Below are 18,668 nucleotides of genomic sequence, written 5' to 3'. Positions count from 1 at the left end.
GAGTCTGGGCCGTGTCTCAGTCCCAGTGTGGCCGATCACCCTCTCAGGTCGGCTACGCATCGTCGCCTTGGTAGGCCGTTACCCTACCAACTAGCTAATGCGCCGCAGGCCCATCCGTAAGCCACAGGTTGCCCCGTGTTTCATGATCTCCTCATGCGAAAAGACCAGCTATCCGGTCTTAGCTATCGTTTCCGATAGTTATCCCGATCTTACAGGCAGGTTGCCTACGTGTTACTCACCCGTCCGCCGCTAACCGTTCCCGAAGGAACAGCCCGCTCGACTTGCATGTATTAGGCACGCCGCCAGCGTTCGTCCTGAGCCAGGATCAAACTCTCCATTAAAGTACGATCGGCACCGAAGCGCCTTTCGTTATAATAGAGCTTGTCTTAAGCTCAAAATTCAATGCTAGCGAGAATTTGCATTCTCTATTTAACACTCACTCGTTGTTCAGTTTTCAAAGGACAATCTTCGTTCGTTTTGTCACCTCGTTTAGCGGCGACTCTTTTAATATATCACACATGCCCATCTCATTGCAAGCACTTTTTCAAAAAACTTTTGAACCCTGCTGATCCATCAAAGCTTGCAATCACTTGGAAAAAGTGACGAGATATAAAATATCATACCCTCAGCCCCTAAGTCAAGCCTTATTTCACTTTTTCAATGATACATCCGATTACGTGCATATTTGGATATTTCTTTGGGAGAAGCCAGCCTTGCATACATACGAAAGATGACTTTGTATCGAGACTCAATAGCTGCTTTTATATCGGAGTCAATCCTTTTATCATTCAAATCGAAGAGCATCTCGTCCAGTTCTTTTTTCAGAACATAGTCGAGTTCCCTGCATTCTCTTTCGTTAAATAAAAAGCCGAGCATCAATACAATACCCCTTTCACGACGTTGGTCAACAATGCAAACCTACCGCATGACTATGGCAAAAAGGCTGCGTGTAAAAGCATAGTTGCACTCTTTCCCTGCTTTTACATGCAGCCTTTCAGTAAAAGCTTTTTCACGCGCTTTACTGTTATGCTCATATTTGGATATTTTTATGCTAATCGTTATCCTTGTTTCACAAGCCAGTACGTCAAGGTGCTTTCGATAATCGCAGCCGCCGTCAGAGAAACGACGATAATGATGATAACGGGGCCCAGAGCTTTTATAAAGCCGCGGAACTCATCCCTGTATTTTTGAGAACGCTCTTGGCTTAACAAAGCGCTAAACGACTTCAGCACGAGCACTCCCAGGCGCAGTCCGAACGCACAGGCGAAGACGACGGCGGGAATTTCGATAATTCCGTGCGGCAGGATCGCTTTAATTACATACAAGACGGACTGTTTTTCCGCCGATACCGCCATGACGTAGCCGAGCAAAAGCCCGTTCGACAGCAGAAAGAATAACGGCAGCACACCAAAAAAAGCCCCCATCCCGATAATAACGATCGATTTCCATGCATTGTTCCAGAAAATCAGCCAAAACATCGACCACTGGGGATTAGCTTTATCGGAAATCGACTGCGTCAGCTGCTCAAGCCCTTTCAGCTGCATTTCGATAAACGCCTGAAATTGGCTGGAGTACCAAGTTCCGAGCACCATTCCAACAATAAAAACAAGAGCCGAAGCAATGAAATAATGTTTCATTAACTGAAATTGCCGCATTAAATTACTCATAGCCGTTTTAGCTTCTCCTCTGCTTTTAGGTTTGACATCTATCTATATGGAAAAGATGTTTTTGGACGCAAGCCTTTGTACGAGCTTATGTCATATCTTCCTTGTCCCAGCATACAATTTTAATAATCCCACTTATACAAGCCCTTGCGAAGCCAAGCTTGGGGCCGGAAAGGAGGTCAATGGTTTCATGAATTTTTTTTACGTCCTTAATGGAAAAAAACTAAAACAAGCTTTAATTGTAGCGGTCGCCGTCGTATTTGCCATAGGCATTATTTATTCGGAGCGCGACAACGTATCGGTATTCTCCCAGGACGAGCCAGCGGCGATCTACAGCGTGCAGACGGACCGGAAAGTCATCGCCCTGACCTTTGATATTAGCTGGGGAGAAAATCGAACTGAGCCGATTCTGAAGCTCTTGGAGGACAAGGGGGTCAAAAAAGCGACGTTCTTCTTATCGTCTCCCTGGGCTAAGGATCATCCGGAGATTGTCAGCCGTATCGTGAAGGGAGGCTGGGAAATCGGCAGCCACGGACATAAGCATGTCAACTACAGCAGCCTGAGCGATGAAGAGATTCGTACGCAGATCAAAACGGCCGATCAAATTTTGTCGGAGGTTACCGGGCAGCATCCGAATTTAATCCGGCTCCCCAACGGGGACTTTGACAAACGAGTGCTGCGCATCGCGGGCGAGCTTCATTACAATGTCATCCAATGGGATACGGATTCCATGGATTGGATGAACAAGGGCGTCGACAACATTATTAACCGCGTCGTGTCCAAAGCGCATCCCGGCGATATCGTTCTTATGCATGCCAGCGATTCCGTCAAACAAACGCACGAAGCTCTCCCCGTTATTATCGACCAGCTACGGGCGAAAGGCTACGAGTTCGTTACCGTAAGCGAGCTGCTCAAGCAAACTCAAGTCGACAACAAGACACCGGCCGAAGACCAGACCATGAAGCAAGTCCACTAAAGAAAATATACGGATAAACAATAAGAGCCGTTACAGCGGCTCTTTGTTTGTGTTCAGCACTTTGGATAAAATTAAAATTTGCCACGTATTGCTCGCGAGTAAAGGAACCATCATAAATACCGTCGATGCCGCCGTATCCAGTCTAAGTGCCGGCACGGCCTCAATAGCCGTTACTACCGTCATAAAAAATAATGTGGGAATAAAACCGTTTTTATTCGTAAGCTTAACCTTCCATAAAGAGACCAAAATGGCGAGAACAAGCATAAGAAAGGGCAGCAGCATGTAACTGAACCAAGTTCCGGACTCGTCGGATTGGCGCAAATACACCAAGTCAAACATCGCTACGGCTACTAAAATGACTTGCAGCATATCCCATATCCATTTACTTCTTATAATTCCCATAGCAATAAACCGAATAATCAAATAAGCGAAAAATCCCATCTGGCTTAACACACTGATGGTCGCCCCTCCCAGAAGCATTATAAGCACATTGTAGCCTATGGCAGAGCCGCCAAGAAAACTGAACTGCTGGTCATTGGACTGCAAAGTAATTCCCGTCACCAATGCACTGAAAGCACCGATCAGCAGCGTTGTCCAAAATAAATAAAACCACTTTCTCAATGTCACGACTTCTACCCCCAGAGCATCATGTCTACAGAAGTTAATTGTACCAACCTTCACAAAAAAAAGCCAATCAAAGGCGGAGTGAAACTGCCCAAGGCGGCAAATAATAAGCCCATATTTCGTTTAGGAAAGGAGCTTTAAGCAATGATGACAAGATGGTTGCGCTCTGTTCCCCTCCTGCTTATGATCATGGTTTTGGCATCATGCGGCTCAGATAAACAAGCCTCGCAATCGCAGAGCGGCGGTTATAAGGATACAAAAACGATGGTGTTGGATATTTTAAAAACGGAGGACGGCAAAAAAGCGATCCAAATGGCTCTAAACAGCGGGATCGGGGGCAGCAGCGGAGGAGGCGCGCAATCCGAAGGCCAAATGAAGCTGTTGTCGGCCGGCGATTCCCAGCAAATTCAATTGGCAGTTAAAGATGTCTTAACGGATACGAGCAATAACAAATTTCTTCAAACCGTAATGACGGACCCTAAGTTTGCAGGGCAATTCGCCAAAGCCATTCAAAAAGATACCAAGCAATTGCAAAAGGATTTAATGAAGGACCCGGATTACCAAAAATCCTTAATGGATGCAATGAAAAATCCCGATTTCGAAAAAATGCTGATGGATGCGATGAAAGGTCCCCAGTACAGACAGCAAATGAAAACAGTTATGCAGGAATCGCTGCAAAGTCCGCTTTTCCGCCTGGAGCTTATGAATTTGATGAAAAAGGTGCTTGAGGAGGAGTCTCAGCCAAAAGCTCAAAGCCAAGGCGGCGGCGGAGAATCCGGTGGAAAGAAATCCGAAAAAAATGACAGCGAATCGGGCGAAAAGAAGAAACAAGAATAAAATTCGGCGGAGAGTCCCAAAATGCTCTTACTCGGAGCCGTTGAACGCAAATAAGGAGCTGTCCTCGCTTTGCCGAAGCATGAAGCGAGCAGCTCCTTTTCATTACTCGACCTTGCCGATCAGCTTGCGGGCAAGCTCCAAATACACTTGACCGGTTTCCGTATTTTCCTTGTATACGGAAGGAGAATAATCGGCTTCCGCCACATGATTATCCGGCGCTCCGAGCGGAATTTGCGTCAGCAGTTCCGTATGCAGCTCCTCGGCCAGCTTGGCGCCTCCCCCTCTGCCGAATACATAATCCTTCTGTCCACAGGCGCTGCATTGGTAATACGACATGTTCTCAACGACGCCGATGATGTCGTGATTCGTATGTTTGGCCATCGCTCCTGCCCTTGCGGCAACGAACGCGGCCGTGGCATGAGGCGTAGTGACGATAATTTCTTTGCTCTGCGGAATCATTTGATGCACGTCCAGAGCAACGTCTCCGGTGCCCGGCGGCAAATCGAGCAGAACGTAATCAAGCTCTCCCCAGTTGACTTCCTGGAAAAAGTTGCGCAGCATTTTGCCGAGCATCGGTCCGCGCCAAATGACCGGCGTGTTCTCTTCGACGAAAAATCCCATAGAAATCACTTTTACTCCGTATCGTTCGACAGGAATGATCCGGTTTTGAACAAGTTCCGGCCGCCCTTCGATCCCCATCATATCGGGAACGCTGAAGCCGTAAATATCCGCGTCGATCAGTCCGACCATTTTGCCGAGTCTGGCCAAAGCCACGGCCAAATTCACCGTTACGGTGGATTTGCCTACCCCGCCCTTGCCGCTGGCTATCGCAATAAAATGGATGCCGGATTCGGGAGCCAGAATGTCGCGAACCGGTTCGGCTTCCGCGGGTGCCGCAGTATGCTCCGCTTGTTTGCGCGCAGCCTCATTGCGTTCGAATTCCGACATCGGACGAAACCGCAAATGAACTTCCGCAGCGCCCGCTTGGGCAAAGGCGGCTATAACTTGTTCCTGAACTTGATCCTTGTAAGCCGGATCTTCGTTCGATAACAATACCGTAGCGGAGACGCGACCTTCTTTAATAACCATATCCCTGACAAGCTGCAAATCCGTAAGACTCAGCTGGAATTCAGGATCATGAAGATGACGAATAGTTTCTAAAAGTTGTTCTTTGGTAAGCACGATTTCACCTCAACCGCTGAGAATAATGGTCCTGTGTTAACAGTATATCATATTTTTATCAGGAGCCCACTTTTTCACCCGAATAGTAGCGCAGTATTCCTTGATAGATCGATGCGGCGACTTTTTTCTGATAGGCCGGTGTTTTGAGCAGGTTCGCTTCCGCCGGATTGGAGAGGAAACCGACCTCGACCAAAGCGCTGGGCATCTTCAATGTTTTCAGCAAATACACTTCATTGTCGACCGGCTTCGCGATCCGATCGGTATTTTGCAGATTTTTCTTGATTTCATCCTGAATAAGCGCGGCCAAAGTCCCGTTGTCGGCATGATTCGGATAATAGAACGTTTGTGCGCCCGACCATTTGGCCGATGGGATACTGTTCAGGTGGACGCTGATAAACATATCCGCCTTTTGCTGGGATATAAATTGCGCACGCTTCATTAAGTCTTCCGTCTTCCGCCTGCTGTACCCTTTGGTCGACGGATCGGCGAGATCCTGATCGCTTTCTCTGGTCATCACTACAATAGCGCCGGATTCCTGCAAATAATCTCTTAAATGCATCGTAATCGCCAAATTGACGTCTTTCTCAATCAGGCCGTCTTTGCTTTCCGCCCCTCCGTCAGGCCCCCCATGACCAGGATCTAAGGCGATTTTCTTGCCCGAGAGCGGCATCGTCCAGTATGTCCATGTTTTGGTCGCAGGCAGCTCATAAGTAAATACAAACAGCATAAGTACGACCAGCAGCGCCGACATCAGCAGCTTGAGACTGCTCTGCATCGTCAGCCAAACAACGATTCTTTTCCTCCTTTTGAACATAAAAAATCCACCTCACATCCCCATAGACTACTCTGTAACATCTATATGGGACAGGGTGGACAAATATGCTATAGATTGGACGGTTCCAGCTTCTCTCTCATCCCGTCGATCAGCACTTCCGCCACTTCCGGACGCGTGAACTGCGGAGGAGGGCATTGACCGTCGCGCAGCAAGGCGCGTACTTTAGTTCCGGAAAGATGAAGATGATCCGCTTTATCATGCGGGCACGTTTTGCTGGAAGCCATGTTGCCGCATTTGGTGCAGAAGAAGCTGTGCTCGAAGAATAACGGCGTAATGCCCAGTTCTTCGCTCGTAAAGTTGGAGAATATCTCTTGGGCTTCATAAGTACCGTAATAATCGCCTACACCGGCATGATCGCGGCCGACAATGAAGTGCGTGCAGCCGTAGTTTTTGCGGACCATGGCATGAAATATCGCCTCACGCGGGCCTGCATAACGCATAGCCGCCGGGAATACGCCGAGAAAGGTGCGATTCTTAGGATAATAATTTTCCAGCAGCACCAAGTAGCTGCGCATTCGTACGTCGGCGGAAATATCATCGGACTTGGTTTCCCCCACCAACGGGTTCAGGAACAATGCATCGACGATTTCCATTGCGCTTTTTTGGATGTATTCGTGAGCCCGGTGCACCGGATTGCGGGTTTGGAAGCCGACTACGGTTCTCCAGCCTTTCTCCACAAACAAGCGGCGCGTTTCTGCAGGGTCGAAGTAAAACTCACCGAACTTCTCCGGTTTCGGACGGTTCAGTACTTGAATAGGTCCTCCCACATAGGTAGAAGGGCGCGAAAGCAGCTTTTGCACGCCGGGATGGGCTTCGTCATTCGTTTTGAACACTTTTACAGCCTCGTTTTGCTGATCAGCTTCAAAGATGCTCTGAACGTCCAATATACCGTATACAACGCCATCCTGTTCGCCGACAAGCGCCACTTGCTCCCCTGTCTTGATGGACTTCGCTACGTCAGGTTCAATCGCGAGAGTTACCGGAATGCTCCATACGGTACCGTCAGCCAGTCTCATTGTTTCCACGACGGACTCATAATCTTCTTTGCCCATAAATCCGGTCAGAGGCGAGAATGCGCCTACCCCGATCAAATCCAAGTCGGAGATAGTCCATGCGTTAATGTTCAGTTGATTCAAGCTGCGGGCAACTTCCAATAATCTGTCTCGTTCTGCACCTTCCACCACACGGTTGATCAATGTGCCGCCATGAGGGCGAATCGTTTCTGCCATGATTTGAATCTCCTATTCTATAAATTATTTATGAAGACCGCATTCCGTTTTTTCAAATCCGGACCAGCGACCTGCACGAGGATCTTCTCCAGCTGCCACTTGGCGAGTGCAATGCTCGCAGCCGATGCTTGGATAATTGCGGTCATGCAAAGGATTATAAATAATATTATTATTGCGAATATAATTCCATACGTCTTCCGAAGTCCAGGAGGCAAGCGGATTGAATTTGACCAGACCGAATTTCGTATCGTACTCCGCTTTTCGGGAGTTAGCTCTGGTTGGAGCTTGATCGCGGCGGATTCCGGTAATCCAGGCATCATAGTTTTTCAAAATATCGGTAAGCGGATCGACTTTGCGAATATTGCAGCACTCGTTAGGCGCCGTTTTCCAAAGTTCGTCGCCGAATTTAGCCGCCTGTTCCTCAAGGGTCAGCTTAGGGAGCACTTGCACGAACTCCACGCCGTAATGCTGCTGCAAACGATCGCGGGTTTCATAAGTTTCTTTGAAATGAACATTCGTATCCAAGTAGAAAATATCGGTCTTAGGGCTTACCTTCTGGAGCATATCGACAAGCACTACATCCTCTGCTCCGAAACTACAGGCTAACGTAATATTGGGGAACTTCTCTACCGCCCAGGCAATAAGCGCTTCCGGACTTTCGTTCTCAAATTGTTCTGCAGCTTCGTGAATCAATTTTTCTTTCTCGAATAAATTCATTTCTCTTTCCTCCCTAATAAATAATCCCGAGTATATTAATGTGATTTGTTGGTATGATTTTATTATAATCGCAGTCGACTTTTTGTCAATTTAATTTTTTGTATTGGCTCAATATTTATTGTATGGTGTGCCTAGAAGTTGGTGATATGAAAAACAAAAAACCTTTCCACCGAGATAGTGAAAAGGTTTTTGGTATTCGATATAAATGGATATTAACGTTTGGAGAACTGAGGAGCACGACGAGCAGCTTTCAAGCCGTACTTCTTACGTTCTTTCATACGAGGATCGCGAGTCAAGAATCCGGCTTTTTTCAAAGAACCGCGGAATTCTGGATCTGCTTTCAGCAATGCACGGGAGATACCGTGACGAATCGCTCCGGCTTGTCCGGAAATGCCACCGCCGTTAGCGATAACCAAAACATCGTATTTGCCCAATGTTTCCGTCAAGTTCAGCGGTTGCTTAACGATCAATTTCAAAGTTTCAAGACCAAAATACTCATCCAAGTTGCGTTTATTGATAATGATACGTCCTTCGCCCGGTACCAAACGAACGCGTGCTACCGAATGCTTACGACGACCTGTTCCATAATATTGAACTTGTGCCACAAGACAATCCTCCCTTTATCTTAACCGCGAAGTTCCCAAACTTCAGGTTGTTGTGCTTGATGCGGATGCTCAGAACCGGCATACACTTTCAATTTCGTTTTCATGCTGTCGCCAAGGCGATTTTTTGGAAGCATGCCGTGAATTGCAAATTCCAGAACGCGTTCCGGTTTGGTGTTCAACAAATCCTGTGCGGATGTCACTTTCAAACCGCCGGAATACAAAGAGTGACGATAGTACATTTTGTTTTGCAGTTTTTTACCGGTCAATCTGATTTTCTCAGCGTTGATAACGATAACGAAATCGCCAGTATCAACATGCGGTGTAAATTGCGGTTTATGCTTGCCGCGGATGATGCTTGCAGCTTCGCTCGCAAGACGTCCCAGCGTTTTGTCTGTCGCGTCGATAATGTACCATTTGCGCTCTACTTCATTTGGCTTAGCCATATATGTGGTACGCATGTAATAGTTCCTCCTAAACATTGTTCGCTTCATGCTTCGTTCGATGAAATGACACAGTCATATGATGATCGTACAGACGTAAGGTCACTCCATCATCAAATCTATCTGTATCACAATTTAATATTCATAGTTAGTTTACTGCAGTTAGCAATCTCAAGACCCGGGGCCGTGGGTTAGCCGATCAAGAAACGCCAAGTTATATTGTACTATATAATGAGCAACAAATCAAGTTGTGATTCCATTTTCATCATATAATACTTCCCATAGCATAAGTCCGTGAGGCATTGCCGTAGGTCCCGCCTTCGCCCTGCTGCGTGCAGCCAGTATGTCGCGCATCGACTCGCTCGTACGTTTGCCTTCTCCGACCTGAATCAACGTTCCGGCGACAATTCTAACCATGTTGTATAAAAACCCGTTACCGGTCAAATAAATATGAATGGCAAACGATTGGAGCAGAGGATCTAACGGTTCGCACTCCAATCTTGCATCATAGATCGTTCTGACGTGGGACAATTTCGTGGATCTTACGGAGCAAAAAGAAGTGTAGTCATGCGTGCCGACGAGCCAGCTCAGCCCTTCGCGCATCGCTTCCGTATCCAGAGCGGTCGGATGGTAAAATTCCATATGCCGCTTAAATAAATCGGGATGCCGGCCGCAGCGGATCGTATAACGGTACGTTTTGCGTACGGCGGACCTGGTCGCATGAAACGAAAGGTCTACCTCTCTTGCTCCGCTGACCACGATATCCTGCGGCAGCCGCGTGTTGAGCGCCATACACCATCGTTCCAACGGAATCTTGGAGCTCGTATAGAAATTGATCACTTGGCCGCGCGCATGGACGCCCGCATCCGTCCTGCCGGAGGAGGTCAGCTTGACTCTCTCCCCCGTCAAGGAGAACACGGCTTGTTCCAGCATATCCTGCACGGTGTTTAGGCTTGGCTGCGTTTGAAAACCGTTATAAGCTGTCCCGTCGTAACTAACGGTCATGCATATATTCCTCACGGCCGTCCTCCAATGAACAGTTCAGTTCAGCTTAGGCTACAAAAAAAAGGGTTTCATCAGAATCAAAGATCCCGTCCACCCTTTCCCATCCTTTTTATGCACGATCTACTAGCTCTAAATAAACCATCGGCGCTGCATCGCCGCGGCGAGGACCCAGCTTCAAGATTCTGGTGTAACCGCCTTGACGTTCAGCGTAACGTGGAGCCAACTCAGAGAATAGCTTCTGGATCGCGTCTTGATTTTCGTTAGCTGCTTCACGACGAACAAAGGAAGCAACTTGACGGCGAGCATGAAGATCTCCGCGTTTTGCCAGTGTGATCAATTTTTCTGCAATGGAGCGCAATTCTTTAGCCTTAGCTTCAGTTGTTTGGATGCGCTCATGTATGAACAAGTCGGTAACCAAGTCGCGGAACAATGCTTTACGCGCGCTGGAGTCACGACCTAACTTTTGGTATGCCATTTGTGTGCAACCTCCTTCTGCTTAATTATAACTCGACGATTAGTCTTCCATCCGCAGGCCAAGTCCAAGCTCTTCCAGCTTTTCTTGTACCTCTTCGAGAGACTTACGTCCAAGATTACGAACCTTCATCATGTCTTCTTCCGTTTTCGTAATCAATTCTTGTACCGTATTGATTCCTGCGCGCTTCAGGCAGTTATAAGAACGAACAGAAAGATCGAGCTCCTCGATCGTCATCTCGAGCACTTTCTCTTTCTTGTCCTCTTCTTTCTCCACCATGATCTCGGCATCTTTCGCCTCATCGGTCAAACCGACGAACAGCATCAGATGCTCCGTCAAAATTTTAGCGCCCAAGCTAACGGCTTCTTCAGGTCGAATACTTCCATCGGTCCAGACTTCGAGGGTTAGTTTATCATAGTTGGTAACTTGGCCGACGCGAGTGTTCTCAACGCTGTAATTGACGCGGGTAATCGGAGTATAGATCGAGTCGATCGGAATAACCCCGATAGGCTGATCTTCCTTCTTGTTTTTATCCGCTTGAACATATCCGCGTCCCCGGTTAGCATGAATTCGCATATGAAGACGCGCATCGGAGGACAGTGTAGCAATATGCAAATCCGGATTAAGGATTTCCACATCGCTATCACCACGAATATCGCCGGCAACAACTGGTCCTTCACCTTCGGCATCGATTTCCAACACTTTCTCTTCGTCGGAATGAATCTTAAGCGATAGCCCTTTGAGGTTAAGGATAATTTCCGTAACATCTTCCATGACACCAGGAACCGTGGAAAACTCATGCAACACACCGTCGATTTGCACCGATGTTACTGCTGCCCCCGGCAAGGAGGACAACAGGATTCTGCGAAGCGAGTTCCCCAGCGTCGTCCCGTAGCCTCTTTCAAGAGGCTCTACAACAAATTTGCCGTACGTGCCATCTTCACTCAATGATACGGTTTCTATTTTCGGCTTTTCGATTTCGATCATTTATAACCCTCCTTCAAAACGTCGTTTCCCTCTGGATAACTTAAGACGCATAGAACGTGCAGTATGCCTATCCAAACAGTATTCACAACTTTTGGATATTTATACCACTCTTTTGCAATCCTGAATTAGACACGACGACGTTTTGGAGGACGGCAACCGTTATGTGGAATTGGAGTCACGTCTTTAATCAGGTTTACTTCCAAACCTGCTGCTTGCAACGAACGGATCGCTGCTTCACGACCTGCGCCAGGACCTTTAACCATAACTTCAACAGCTTTCATGCCATGTTCCATAGCTGCTTTAGCAGCAGATTCTGCAGCCATTTGCGCTGCGAACGGAGTGCTCTTACGGGAACCTTTGAAGCCCAGGTTACCAGCACTTGCCCAGGAAATTGCATTACCGTGCGGATCTGTAATCGTTACAATCGTATTGTTAAACGTAGAGCGGATATGAGCCACTCCAGAGTCAATATTTTTCCGATCACGACGTTTCGTACGAACTACTTTTTTAGGTTTAGCCATTACCTTGTGTACCCTCCTTTACTATTTTTTCTTGTTAGCTACAGTACGACGAGGACCTTTACGCGTACGAGCGTTAGTTTTAGTACGTTGACCACGAACAGGTAAGCCGCGGCGGTGACGAACACCACGATAGCATCCGATCTCAATCAAGCGTTTGATGTTCAGCGCGATTTCACGACGAAGGTCGCCTTCTACTTTTACGTTCTTATCGATCGCTTCACGAAGTTTGCTTACTTCATCTTCCGTCAAATCACGAACGCGAGTCGATGCGTCAACACCGGTAGAAGCCAGGATCTTCTCGGAAGTTGTTCTGCCGATACCGAAGATGTAAGTCAAAGCGATAACTACGCGTTTGTCACGCGGCAAGTCTACACCAGCAATACGTGCCATTTATAGGAGCACCTCCTTAACCTTGTTTTTGTTTATGCTTAGGGTTTTCGCAAATTACCATTACATTACCTTTGCGGCGAATGACTTTGCATTTTTCGCAAATCGGTTTAACCGATGGTCTTACTTTCATTTTAATTACCTCCTGAGTGCTTGCGGCTGCAAGCTAACTTCGTAAGAGTAGGCTTAGCGTTTTCGTCTGAAAACGAAGTTCGTAACAGTGTCGCCGCGCATAAGGCCGGCAGCGCTGCATACGCATCTATTTAAAACGATAGGTTATACGGCCTCTAGTCAAATCATAAGGGGAAAGTTCCACTGTCACTTTATCTCCGGGCAAGATCCGGATAAAATGCATTCTGATTTTTCCGGATACATGAGCAAGTATCTTATGACCGTTTTCGAGTTCCACCTTAAACATTGCATTCGGAAGAGGTTCAATCACTGTACCTTCAACTTCAATTACATCTTCTTTGGCCACAGTCATTCTCCTTTCTCTTGTGCTTCTGATTTCATCTGGTCCACATACTTTTTCAGTGCGAAACGTAACTTACCGTTCGTCACACGACCGCTTTCCTTCAAGCTGTCCACTACTTCGCTGCAGATCGTTTGCAATAACTCGAGGTGAATCAAGTTTTTCTTCTTAGGCTGGTCGAACTTCCGTTTGCCGCCGTCGGCAATCCACACGAATCGTTGGTCTTCGACGTTGATAATAACGGCGTACATGCCGGAGTCCTTACCGCGAACGATCCTAACGATTTGTCCGAGTTGCGGAAGGTTTGCCGAATTCACGCTCTCACCTATGCCCGGGACTGCGTTAATATTTCATAACCGTCCGGAGTGATTGCGATGGTATGCTCGAAATGCGCGCACAGTGTGCCATCCACTGTAACGACCGTCCAATTATCTTCGAGGGTTTTGACATAACGTTCCCCTACATTAACCATCGGCTCGATCGCTAATACCATTCCCGGCTTCAGCCTAGGCCCATGGCCCGGCATGCCGTAATTCGGAATTTGCGGATCTTCATGAAGCTCCGTTCCTACACCATGTCCTACATACTCTCGAACAATCGAAAAACCTTCATCCTCGACGCATTTTTGAATCGCGTGAGAGATAGTGTACAATCGCGCATCCGGTTTGGCTTCCGCAAGACCCGCGTACAAGGAGCGCTCGGTTACTTCCAATAACTTCTTGGCCGTTTCCGAAATCGTCCCTACACCGTACGTCCATGCAGAGTCACCATGATATCCCTTGTAGTTTGCACCGATATCGATACTGATGATGTCGCCATCTTTTAGCTTACGCCCACTGGGTATGCCGTGTACCAATTCATCATTGACTGAAGCACAGATGCTGCCAGAAAAACCGTTATAGCCTTTAAAAGATGGGGTTGCGCCCTGACTGCGAATATATTCTTCTGCGATTTGATCCAGCTCTTTCGTTGTAATATCGGGCTGAATGGCTTTCTGTAATAAGCGATGCGTGTCGGCCACGATGCGGCCGGCTTCTCTCATTAATTCCAATTCAGCAGCTGACTTACAAATGATCATTACGCTTGCCCTCGCAATAGTGAACTGATTTGTGTAGTAACCGCACTTATTTCTTGCTCGCCGTTAACCTCACGCAAGTTTCCTTTGTTACGGTAATACGACAAAAGCGGTGCTGTTTTGTTCGTGTATTCGTCAAGACGAGTTCCGACTTTTTCTTCGGTGTCGTCCGATCTTTGATACAATTCGCCTGAACATTTATCACACACATTTTCACGTGCAGGAGGGTTAAACAAGATATGATACGTAGCTCCACATGACTTACAGATTCTTCGTCCAGTCAATCTAGCCAAAAGCAGACTGCGATCTACCTTTAAGTTGATGACGTGGTCTATGCTTCTGTCCAAAGATGCCATGATGCCGTCCAACGCTTCCGCTTGCGAGATCGTTCTAGGAAACCCGTCAAGCAAAAAGCCCTTTTCGCAATCCGGCTGCTGCAAGCGTTCCTTTACGATACCGATAGTGATTTCGTCGGGAACAAGCAATCCTTGGTCCACATATTTTTTTGCTTCCAAGCCAAGTGCCGTTTCCTGTTTCATAGCCAAACGGAAAGCATCACCGGTCGAAATATGCGGAATTTGAAACTCATTGACGATTCCTTCCGCCTGTGTACCTTTACCTGCACCAGGAGGTCCCATAAAGATCACGTTCATAATGATTTCCTCCCCATCGCATCAAATGATGCTAACAGCACAATAGGTGCCGATAGCTAATAAATAACTACCAGAACCTATTTGCTATTTATTAATGAAACCTTTGTAGTGACGCTTGATCAATTGGCTTTCGATCTGCTTCATCGTCTCTAGTCCGACGCCGATCACGATCAGCAAGGATGTACCGCCGATTCTTACCGAGTTCGGCAAGCCGGCCAGGCTTCCAAGCACCATAGGCAGGATAGAGATGACAGACAAGAACAAAGCGCCCGACAGCGTAATGCGGGTCATAACCCTTGTCAGGTAGACGGAAGTTGTCTTGCCGGGACGAATCCCAGGAATATAACCGCCGTTTTTCTTCATTTGGTCTGCCATTTGCTCAGGGTTGATCTGAACAAACGTGTAGAAGAAGGTAAAACCGATGATAAGCAGCACATACAAGACCATGCCGAGCGGGTGCGTATAATTCAGGTTCGTAATGATCCAGTCGGCTACAGGGTTCCCTCTCCAGAAACTTGCGATTGTAGGAGGGAATACAAGCAGCGAAAGGGCGAAGATAACCGGAATAACACCTGCCGCGTTGACCTTCAAAGGTATATGTGTCGATTGTCCACCATACATTTTGCGGCCGACCACGCGCTTAGCATACTGAACCGGAATTTTACGCACACCTTGCTGTACGAAAATAACCCCTGCGATCAGCGCAATAACGACGATAAGGATAATGACCATCTTCACGATGTTCAAGAACAAAGCGTCGCCTGCTTCTGCAAACTCGGTCTTCACGATTTGCGAGATCCCCGTAGGAATCGCGGCCACGATCCCCGCAAAGATGATCATGGAAATACCATTTCCAATTCCGTTCTCAGTGATTTGTTCCCCTAACCACATCAGAAATGCAGTTCCCGCAGTAAGAACAATCGCAATTAAAGCATATGTCGTGAATGTCGGATTCACAACCAGTCCCGCGTAGATTCGGTTAAATCCGATCGCCAAACCAAACGCTTGAATCAAGCCTAATACGATTGTACCATAACGGGTAATTTGCGCTAACTTCCGTCTGCCGACTTCCCCTTCTTTTGCCCATTGTGCAAACCTTGGTATGACATCCATCGACAAGAGCTGCACGATGATCGAGGATGTGATATACGGCATAATTCCCATCGCGAAGATGGAGAATTGGAACAATGCGCCTCCGGAGAAAGTATTCAGCAAGCCAAATACGTCACTGGAATTGGCCTGATCTTGAAGCTTCAAAATATCTGTGTTGATGTTAGGTACCGGAATGAAAGCACCAATTCTGTAGACGATCAGAACCAACAAGGTGAAAATGATTCTTCTCCGTAGATCATCCACTTTAAAAATATTGGATATGGTGCGAAACATTAAATCACCTCGGTTTTACCGCCGGCAGCTTGGATTTTCTCTACCGCAGATTGAGAGAATTTGTTAGCTTTCACGTTCAGTTGAACCGTAAGTTCGCCATCACCCAAGATTTTAATGCCGTCTCTTGCATTTTTCACAATACCGGACTCAAGAAGAACTTCTGGAGTAACTTCTGTACCGGCAGCGAACTTGTTAAGCTCAGTCAAGTTCACAATTGCGAATTCCTTGCGGAAACGGTTTGTGAAACCACGCTTAGGCAAGCGACGATATAGAGGGTTTTGACCGCCCTCAAAACCAGGCCGAACGCCACCGCCGGAACGAGCGTTTTGCCCTTTGTGACCGCGAGTAGCTGTTTTACCCATACCACTACCGATACCGCGGCCTACACGTTTACGGGCTTTGCGGGATCCTTCAGCAGATGTAAGTTCATGCAATTTCATCGTTTGCACCTCCTCTAATGCTTTTTGTTAAACCATTTATGCTTCGATTTCTTTAACTTCGATCAAGTGGCTTACATGATTGACCATGCCGCGGATAGCTGCATTGTCATTATGCGTAACCGTTTGATGCAGTTTGCGGAGTCCAAGAGAAGCGACTGTACGACGCTGTACTTCCGGACGACCGATCAGACTGCGCTTGAGGGTAATTTGCAATTGCTTAGCCATGGTTTCCCTCCTAACCTAAAAGTTCTTCAACGGTTTTGCCACGCAGTTTTGCAACTTCTTCTGCACGTTTCAGACGTTGCAAACCTTCCAATGTGGCGTTAACCATGTTGATGGAGTTCGAAGAACCTAGGGATTTTGTCAAAATGTCGCCTACACCGGCAAGTTCCAATACCGCACGAACAGGGCCGCCGGCGATAACTCCGGTACCTTTCGATGCAGGTTTCAAAAGAACGCTGCCTGCTCCGAATTTACCGATAACCAAGTGAGGAATGGTAGTGCCAACGATAGGAACATGAATCAGGTTTTTCTTAGCATCTTCGATACCTTTGCGGATAGCGTCCGGTACCTCAGCGGCTTTACCGATTCCTGCGCCTACCCAGCCTTTGCCGTCGCCAACAACGACCAATGCGCTGAAGCTGAAACGACGTCCGCCTTTTACTACTTTAGCAACGCGATTAATGTTAACAACTTTTTCAGTTAACTCTAAAGTATTGGGATCAATACGCAAGTGACTTTACCTCCTTGTATGTTTGTATTAAAATTCAAGTCCTGCTTCACGAGCTGCATCAGCCAGTGCTTGCACACGGCCATGATACAAGTATCCGCCACGGTCAAATACGACTTGTACTACGCCGCTCTTTTTAGCGCGCTCTGCAATCAAAGCTCCGACCTTGCGAGCAGCTTCCACGTTACCGCCGTTGCCGATGCTTTCTTTCAACTCTTTATCTTGAGTCGAAGCGGAAGCGATCGTTACACCTTTCACATCGTCGATCAATTGAGCGTACATGTGTTTGGAAGAACGGAAGATGTTCAAGCGCGGACGTTCAGTCGTACCTTGAATTTTCTTACGAACACGCAGGTGTCTTTTCAAACGGGCTTTGTTTTTATCGCCTTTTGTAATCATTCGAGGTCACTCCTTTCAACTTGGATAAGAAAGTATCGCTATTTAAGCGACCTTATTTCTTCTTACCTGCTTTACCTTCTTTACGAAGGATACGCTCGCCTTCATACTTGATACCTTTACCTTTGTAAGGTTCCGGTTCACGTACGGAACGAACTTTTGCAGCCGTTGCTCCGACCAATTCTTTATCGATACCTTTAACGATAATCTTAGTGTTGGATGGAACTTCGAATTCGATGCCGCTCTCAGGCTCGATTTCAACCGGATGAGAGTAACCTACGTTCAAAACCAGTTTGTTGCCGGTTTTGTTGGCACGGTAACCTACACCAACCAGATCAAGCGATTTTGCGAATCCTTCCGTTACACCACTAACCATGTTGGCAACAACACTTCTAGTCGTACCGTGAAGGGAACGATGCAATTTATTGTCAGAAGGGCGTTCTACAGAAATTTCGTTTTCCGAAACGACCACTTTCATTTCTTTATGAAGTTCGCGGCTCAATGTGCCTTTAGGACCTTTCACTGTGATCAGCGTGTTGTCCAGAGTAACGTTGACTCCGCTTGGGATTGTAATTGGTTTGCGACCAATACGGGACATGGTTTGCACCTCCGTTCATTTAAATTCTGTATTACCACACGTAGCAGATAACTTCTCCGCCTGCTTTGGATTGACGAGCTTCTTTATCGGTCATAACGCCTTTGGAAGTGGAAATGATTGCAATTCCCAATCCTCCAAGCACGCGTGGAACCTCCTGGCTTTGAGTGTAAACACGCAAGCCCGGTTTGCTGATTCTTTTCAGACCGGAGATAACACGCTCATTGTTAGGGCCGTATTTCAAGAAAAGACGAATAATCCCTTGCTTGTTATCCTCGATATATTCAGCGTCACGGATAAAGCCTTCCTTCTTCAGAATCTCAGCGATTTCTCTTTTGATCTTCGAAGCAGGGATTTCAACCGTTTCATGACGCACTACGTTTGCATTGCGAATGCGAGTAAGCATATCTGCAATTGGATCTGACATCACCATATTGTGA

At 47.1% G+C, this 18,668-nt stretch carries 28 protein-coding genes and 1 rRNA gene; 2 read left to right on the top strand and 27 right to left on the bottom strand.

Features of this window, described 5'->3' with window-relative positions; translation table 11 throughout:
- From N0M98_RS26120 to N0M98_RS26110, 3 genes are all read right to left on the bottom strand, one after another.
- Positions 1–341: ribosomal RNA gene (locus N0M98_RS26120) — 16S ribosomal RNA — on the bottom strand; the annotation flags it as partial.
- A gap of 316 nt (positions 342–657) precedes the next feature.
- The gene (locus N0M98_RS26115; RefSeq protein WP_259619597.1) at positions 658–876 is read right to left on the bottom strand and encodes a hypothetical protein; all 219 of its coding nucleotides are present in this window, start codon (positions 874–876) and stop codon (positions 658–660) included.
- A gap of 182 nt (positions 877–1,058) precedes the next feature.
- Positions 1,059–1,667: a stage II sporulation protein M gene (locus N0M98_RS26110; protein ID WP_259619596.1), complete on the bottom strand. Its 609-nt coding sequence runs from the start codon at positions 1,665–1,667 to the stop codon at positions 1,059–1,061.
- A 187-nt stretch (positions 1,668–1,854) separates the two neighbouring features.
- Between N0M98_RS26110 and pdaB the strand changes: the two genes are divergently transcribed.
- Positions 1,855–2,640, top strand: a complete 786-nt coding sequence (pdaB, locus tag N0M98_RS26105; protein ID WP_249860704.1) for a polysaccharide deacetylase family sporulation protein PdaB — start codon at positions 1,855–1,857, stop codon at positions 2,638–2,640.
- Between the two features lie 30 nt (positions 2,641–2,670).
- Here the strand turns inward: pdaB and N0M98_RS26100 are convergent, their stop codons facing one another.
- Complete coding sequence (locus tag N0M98_RS26100) at positions 2,671–3,267, bottom strand: KinB-signaling pathway activation protein (RefSeq protein WP_249860703.1); 597 nt, start codon at positions 3,265–3,267, stop codon at positions 2,671–2,673.
- A gap of 141 nt (positions 3,268–3,408) precedes the next feature.
- Here N0M98_RS26100 and gerD point away from each other — a divergent pair, with 141 nt between their 5' ends.
- Complete coding sequence (gene gerD, locus N0M98_RS26095; protein WP_310944550.1) at positions 3,409–4,101, top strand: spore germination lipoprotein GerD; 693 nt, start codon at positions 3,409–3,411, stop codon at positions 4,099–4,101.
- Between the two features lie 102 nt (positions 4,102–4,203).
- On the opposite strand, the gene salA is transcribed toward gerD, so the two are convergent.
- The 23 genes from salA to rpsH form a co-directional block, all read right to left on the bottom strand.
- Positions 4,204–5,283 (bottom strand): iron-sulfur carrier protein/transcriptional regulator SalA, encoded by a 1,080-nt coding sequence (gene salA, locus N0M98_RS26090; protein WP_259619595.1) that lies wholly within the window; start codon positions 5,281–5,283, stop codon positions 4,204–4,206.
- Between the two features lie 58 nt (positions 5,284–5,341).
- Positions 5,342–6,097 (bottom strand): N-acetylmuramoyl-L-alanine amidase CwlD, encoded by a 756-nt coding sequence (gene cwlD / locus N0M98_RS26085; RefSeq protein WP_259619594.1) that lies wholly within the window; start codon positions 6,095–6,097, stop codon positions 5,342–5,344.
- Positions 6,098–6,165: 68 nt separating this feature from the next.
- Complete coding sequence (gene sat / locus N0M98_RS26080) at positions 6,166–7,347, bottom strand: sulfate adenylyltransferase (protein WP_249860700.1); 1,182 nt, start codon at positions 7,345–7,347, stop codon at positions 6,166–6,168.
- A 24-nt stretch (positions 7,348–7,371) separates the two neighbouring features.
- On the bottom strand, positions 7,372–8,064 hold the full coding sequence (locus N0M98_RS26075) for a phosphoadenylyl-sulfate reductase (protein ID WP_249860699.1): 693 nt from the start codon (positions 8,062–8,064) through the stop codon (positions 7,372–7,374).
- Positions 8,065–8,276: 212 nt separating this feature from the next.
- On the bottom strand, positions 8,277–8,669 hold the full coding sequence (rpsI, locus tag N0M98_RS26070; protein WP_094018023.1) for a 30S ribosomal protein S9: 393 nt from the start codon (positions 8,667–8,669) through the stop codon (positions 8,277–8,279).
- A 20-nt stretch (positions 8,670–8,689) separates the two neighbouring features.
- Complete coding sequence (rplM, locus tag N0M98_RS26065) at positions 8,690–9,127, bottom strand: 50S ribosomal protein L13 (RefSeq protein WP_094018024.1); 438 nt, start codon at positions 9,125–9,127, stop codon at positions 8,690–8,692.
- Positions 9,128–9,352: 225 nt separating this feature from the next.
- Entirely contained in the window at positions 9,353–10,129 is a 777-nt protein-coding gene (truA, locus tag N0M98_RS26060; RefSeq protein ID WP_259619593.1) for a tRNA pseudouridine(38-40) synthase TruA, read from the bottom strand.
- Positions 10,130–10,223: 94 nt separating this feature from the next.
- Positions 10,224–10,589: a 50S ribosomal protein L17 gene (rplQ, locus tag N0M98_RS26055; RefSeq protein WP_028552489.1), complete on the bottom strand. Its 366-nt coding sequence runs from the start codon at positions 10,587–10,589 to the stop codon at positions 10,224–10,226.
- A 39-nt stretch (positions 10,590–10,628) separates the two neighbouring features.
- On the bottom strand, positions 10,629–11,573 hold the full coding sequence (locus N0M98_RS26050) for a DNA-directed RNA polymerase subunit alpha (RefSeq protein ID WP_239630974.1): 945 nt from the start codon (positions 11,571–11,573) through the stop codon (positions 10,629–10,631).
- 125 nt (positions 11,574–11,698) lie between these two features.
- The gene (gene rpsK / locus N0M98_RS26045) at positions 11,699–12,094 is read right to left on the bottom strand and encodes a 30S ribosomal protein S11 (protein WP_013921137.1); all 396 of its coding nucleotides are present in this window, start codon (positions 12,092–12,094) and stop codon (positions 11,699–11,701) included.
- 21 nt (positions 12,095–12,115) lie between these two features.
- On the bottom strand, positions 12,116–12,484 hold the full coding sequence (gene rpsM / locus N0M98_RS26040) for a 30S ribosomal protein S13 (protein ID WP_249860697.1): 369 nt from the start codon (positions 12,482–12,484) through the stop codon (positions 12,116–12,118).
- Positions 12,485–12,500: 16 nt separating this feature from the next.
- Positions 12,501–12,614, bottom strand: coding sequence for a 50S ribosomal protein L36 (gene rpmJ / locus N0M98_RS26035; RefSeq protein ID WP_003333770.1), 114 nt, complete (start codon positions 12,612–12,614; stop codon positions 12,501–12,503).
- A gap of 126 nt (positions 12,615–12,740) precedes the next feature.
- Positions 12,741–12,959 (bottom strand): translation initiation factor IF-1, encoded by a 219-nt coding sequence (gene infA / locus N0M98_RS26030; protein ID WP_009676800.1) that lies wholly within the window; start codon positions 12,957–12,959, stop codon positions 12,741–12,743.
- A gap of 2 nt (positions 12,960–12,961) precedes the next feature.
- A complete protein-coding gene (locus N0M98_RS26025; protein ID WP_249860696.1) occupies positions 12,962–13,270 on the bottom strand; it encodes a KOW domain-containing RNA-binding protein in 309 nt (102 codons plus the stop codon).
- 8 nt (positions 13,271–13,278) lie between these two features.
- Entirely contained in the window at positions 13,279–14,031 is a 753-nt protein-coding gene (gene map, locus N0M98_RS26020; protein ID WP_249860695.1) for a type I methionyl aminopeptidase, read from the bottom strand.
- Entirely contained in the window at positions 14,031–14,681 is a 651-nt protein-coding gene (locus N0M98_RS26015; RefSeq protein WP_249860694.1) for an adenylate kinase, read from the bottom strand. The genes map and N0M98_RS26015 overlap by 1 nt, the downstream gene beginning before the upstream one ends.
- Positions 14,682–14,765: 84 nt before the next feature.
- Positions 14,766–16,067 carry a preprotein translocase subunit SecY gene (gene secY, locus N0M98_RS26010; RefSeq protein WP_249860693.1) on the bottom strand — a complete coding sequence of 434 codons (1,302 nt, stop codon included), beginning with the start codon at positions 16,065–16,067 and terminating at the stop codon, positions 14,766–14,768.
- The gene (gene rplO / locus N0M98_RS26005; protein WP_249860692.1) at positions 16,067–16,507 is read right to left on the bottom strand and encodes a 50S ribosomal protein L15; all 441 of its coding nucleotides are present in this window, start codon (positions 16,505–16,507) and stop codon (positions 16,067–16,069) included. Before rplO ends, secY begins: the two co-directional genes overlap by 1 nt.
- A gap of 36 nt (positions 16,508–16,543) precedes the next feature.
- Positions 16,544–16,732, bottom strand: coding sequence for a 50S ribosomal protein L30 (rpmD, locus tag N0M98_RS26000; protein WP_094018035.1), 189 nt, complete (start codon positions 16,730–16,732; stop codon positions 16,544–16,546).
- Between the two features lie 10 nt (positions 16,733–16,742).
- Positions 16,743–17,240: a 30S ribosomal protein S5 gene (gene rpsE / locus N0M98_RS25995; protein ID WP_249860691.1), complete on the bottom strand. Its 498-nt coding sequence runs from the start codon at positions 17,238–17,240 to the stop codon at positions 16,743–16,745.
- Between the two features lie 27 nt (positions 17,241–17,267).
- Entirely contained in the window at positions 17,268–17,636 is a 369-nt protein-coding gene (gene rplR, locus N0M98_RS25990) for a 50S ribosomal protein L18 (protein ID WP_249860690.1), read from the bottom strand.
- Between the two features lie 52 nt (positions 17,637–17,688).
- Positions 17,689–18,231, bottom strand: coding sequence for a 50S ribosomal protein L6 (rplF, locus tag N0M98_RS25985; RefSeq protein ID WP_249860689.1), 543 nt, complete (start codon positions 18,229–18,231; stop codon positions 17,689–17,691).
- A 31-nt stretch (positions 18,232–18,262) separates the two neighbouring features.
- Positions 18,263–18,661, bottom strand: a complete 399-nt coding sequence (rpsH, locus tag N0M98_RS25980; RefSeq protein ID WP_028552003.1) for a 30S ribosomal protein S8 — start codon at positions 18,659–18,661, stop codon at positions 18,263–18,265.
- Between the last annotated feature and the right edge of the window lie 7 nt (positions 18,662–18,668).

The sequence above is a fragment of the Paenibacillus doosanensis genome, assembly GCF_025060755.1.
Taxonomy (GTDB): Bacteria; Bacillota; Bacilli; order Paenibacillales; family NBRC-103111; genus Paenibacillus_S; species Paenibacillus_S doosanensis.
Note: the sequence above shows the minus strand (reverse complement) of the source record. Positions and strands in the feature narration are given on the sequence as shown.

Excerpts from the sequence above, each read along its gene's own strand:
- N0M98_RS26115 (WP_259619597.1), bottom strand. The coding sequence starts at position 876 with ATGCTCGGCTTTTTATTTAACGAAAGAGAATGCAGGGAACTCGACTAT.
- N0M98_RS26110 (WP_259619596.1), bottom strand. The coding sequence starts at position 1,667 with ATGAGTAATTTAATGCGGCAATTTCAGTTAATGAAACATTATTTCATT.
- pdaB (WP_249860704.1), top strand. The coding sequence starts at position 1,855 with ATGAATTTTTTTTACGTCCTTAATGGAAAAAAACTAAAACAAGCTTTA.
- gerD (WP_310944550.1), top strand. The coding sequence starts at position 3,409 with ATGATGACAAGATGGTTGCGCTCTGTTCCCCTCCTGCTTATGATCATG.
- cwlD (WP_259619594.1), bottom strand. The coding sequence starts at position 6,097 with ATGTTCAAAAGGAGGAAAAGAATCGTTGTTTGGCTGACGATGCAGAGC.
- sat (WP_249860700.1), bottom strand. The coding sequence starts at position 7,347 with ATGGCAGAAACGATTCGCCCTCATGGCGGCACATTGATCAACCGTGTG.
- N0M98_RS26075 (WP_249860699.1), bottom strand. The coding sequence starts at position 8,064 with ATGAATTTATTCGAGAAAGAAAAATTGATTCACGAAGCTGCAGAACAA.
- rplM (WP_094018024.1), bottom strand. The coding sequence starts at position 9,127 with ATGCGTACCACATATATGGCTAAGCCAAATGAAGTAGAGCGCAAATGG.
- rplQ (WP_028552489.1), bottom strand. The coding sequence starts at position 10,589 with ATGGCATACCAAAAGTTAGGTCGTGACTCCAGCGCGCGTAAAGCATTG.
- N0M98_RS26050 (WP_239630974.1), bottom strand. The coding sequence starts at position 11,573 with ATGATCGAAATCGAAAAGCCGAAAATAGAAACCGTATCATTGAGTGAA.
- rpsK (WP_013921137.1), bottom strand. The coding sequence starts at position 12,094 with ATGGCTAAACCTAAAAAAGTAGTTCGTACGAAACGTCGTGATCGGAAA.
- rpsM (WP_249860697.1), bottom strand. The coding sequence starts at position 12,484 with ATGGCACGTATTGCTGGTGTAGACTTGCCGCGTGACAAACGCGTAGTT.
- rpmJ (WP_003333770.1), bottom strand. The coding sequence starts at position 12,614 with ATGAAAGTAAGACCATCGGTTAAACCGATTTGCGAAAAATGCAAAGTC.
- map (WP_249860695.1), bottom strand. The coding sequence starts at position 14,031 with ATGATCATTTGTAAGTCAGCTGCTGAATTGGAATTAATGAGAGAAGCC.
- N0M98_RS26015 (WP_249860694.1), bottom strand. The coding sequence starts at position 14,681 with ATGAACGTGATCTTTATGGGACCTCCTGGTGCAGGTAAAGGTACACAG.
- secY (WP_249860693.1), bottom strand. The coding sequence starts at position 16,067 with ATGTTTCGCACCATATCCAATATTTTTAAAGTGGATGATCTACGGAGA.
- rplO (WP_249860692.1), bottom strand. The coding sequence starts at position 16,507 with ATGAAATTGCATGAACTTACATCTGCTGAAGGATCCCGCAAAGCCCGT.
- rpmD (WP_094018035.1), bottom strand. The coding sequence starts at position 16,732 with ATGGCTAAGCAATTGCAAATTACCCTCAAGCGCAGTCTGATCGGTCGT.
- rplR (WP_249860690.1), bottom strand. The coding sequence starts at position 17,636 with ATGATTACAAAAGGCGATAAAAACAAAGCCCGTTTGAAAAGACACCTG.
- rplF (WP_249860689.1), bottom strand. The coding sequence starts at position 18,231 with ATGTCCCGTATTGGTCGCAAACCAATTACAATCCCAAGCGGAGTCAAC.
- rpsH (WP_028552003.1), bottom strand. The coding sequence starts at position 18,661 with ATGGTGATGTCAGATCCAATTGCAGATATGCTTACTCGCATTCGCAAT.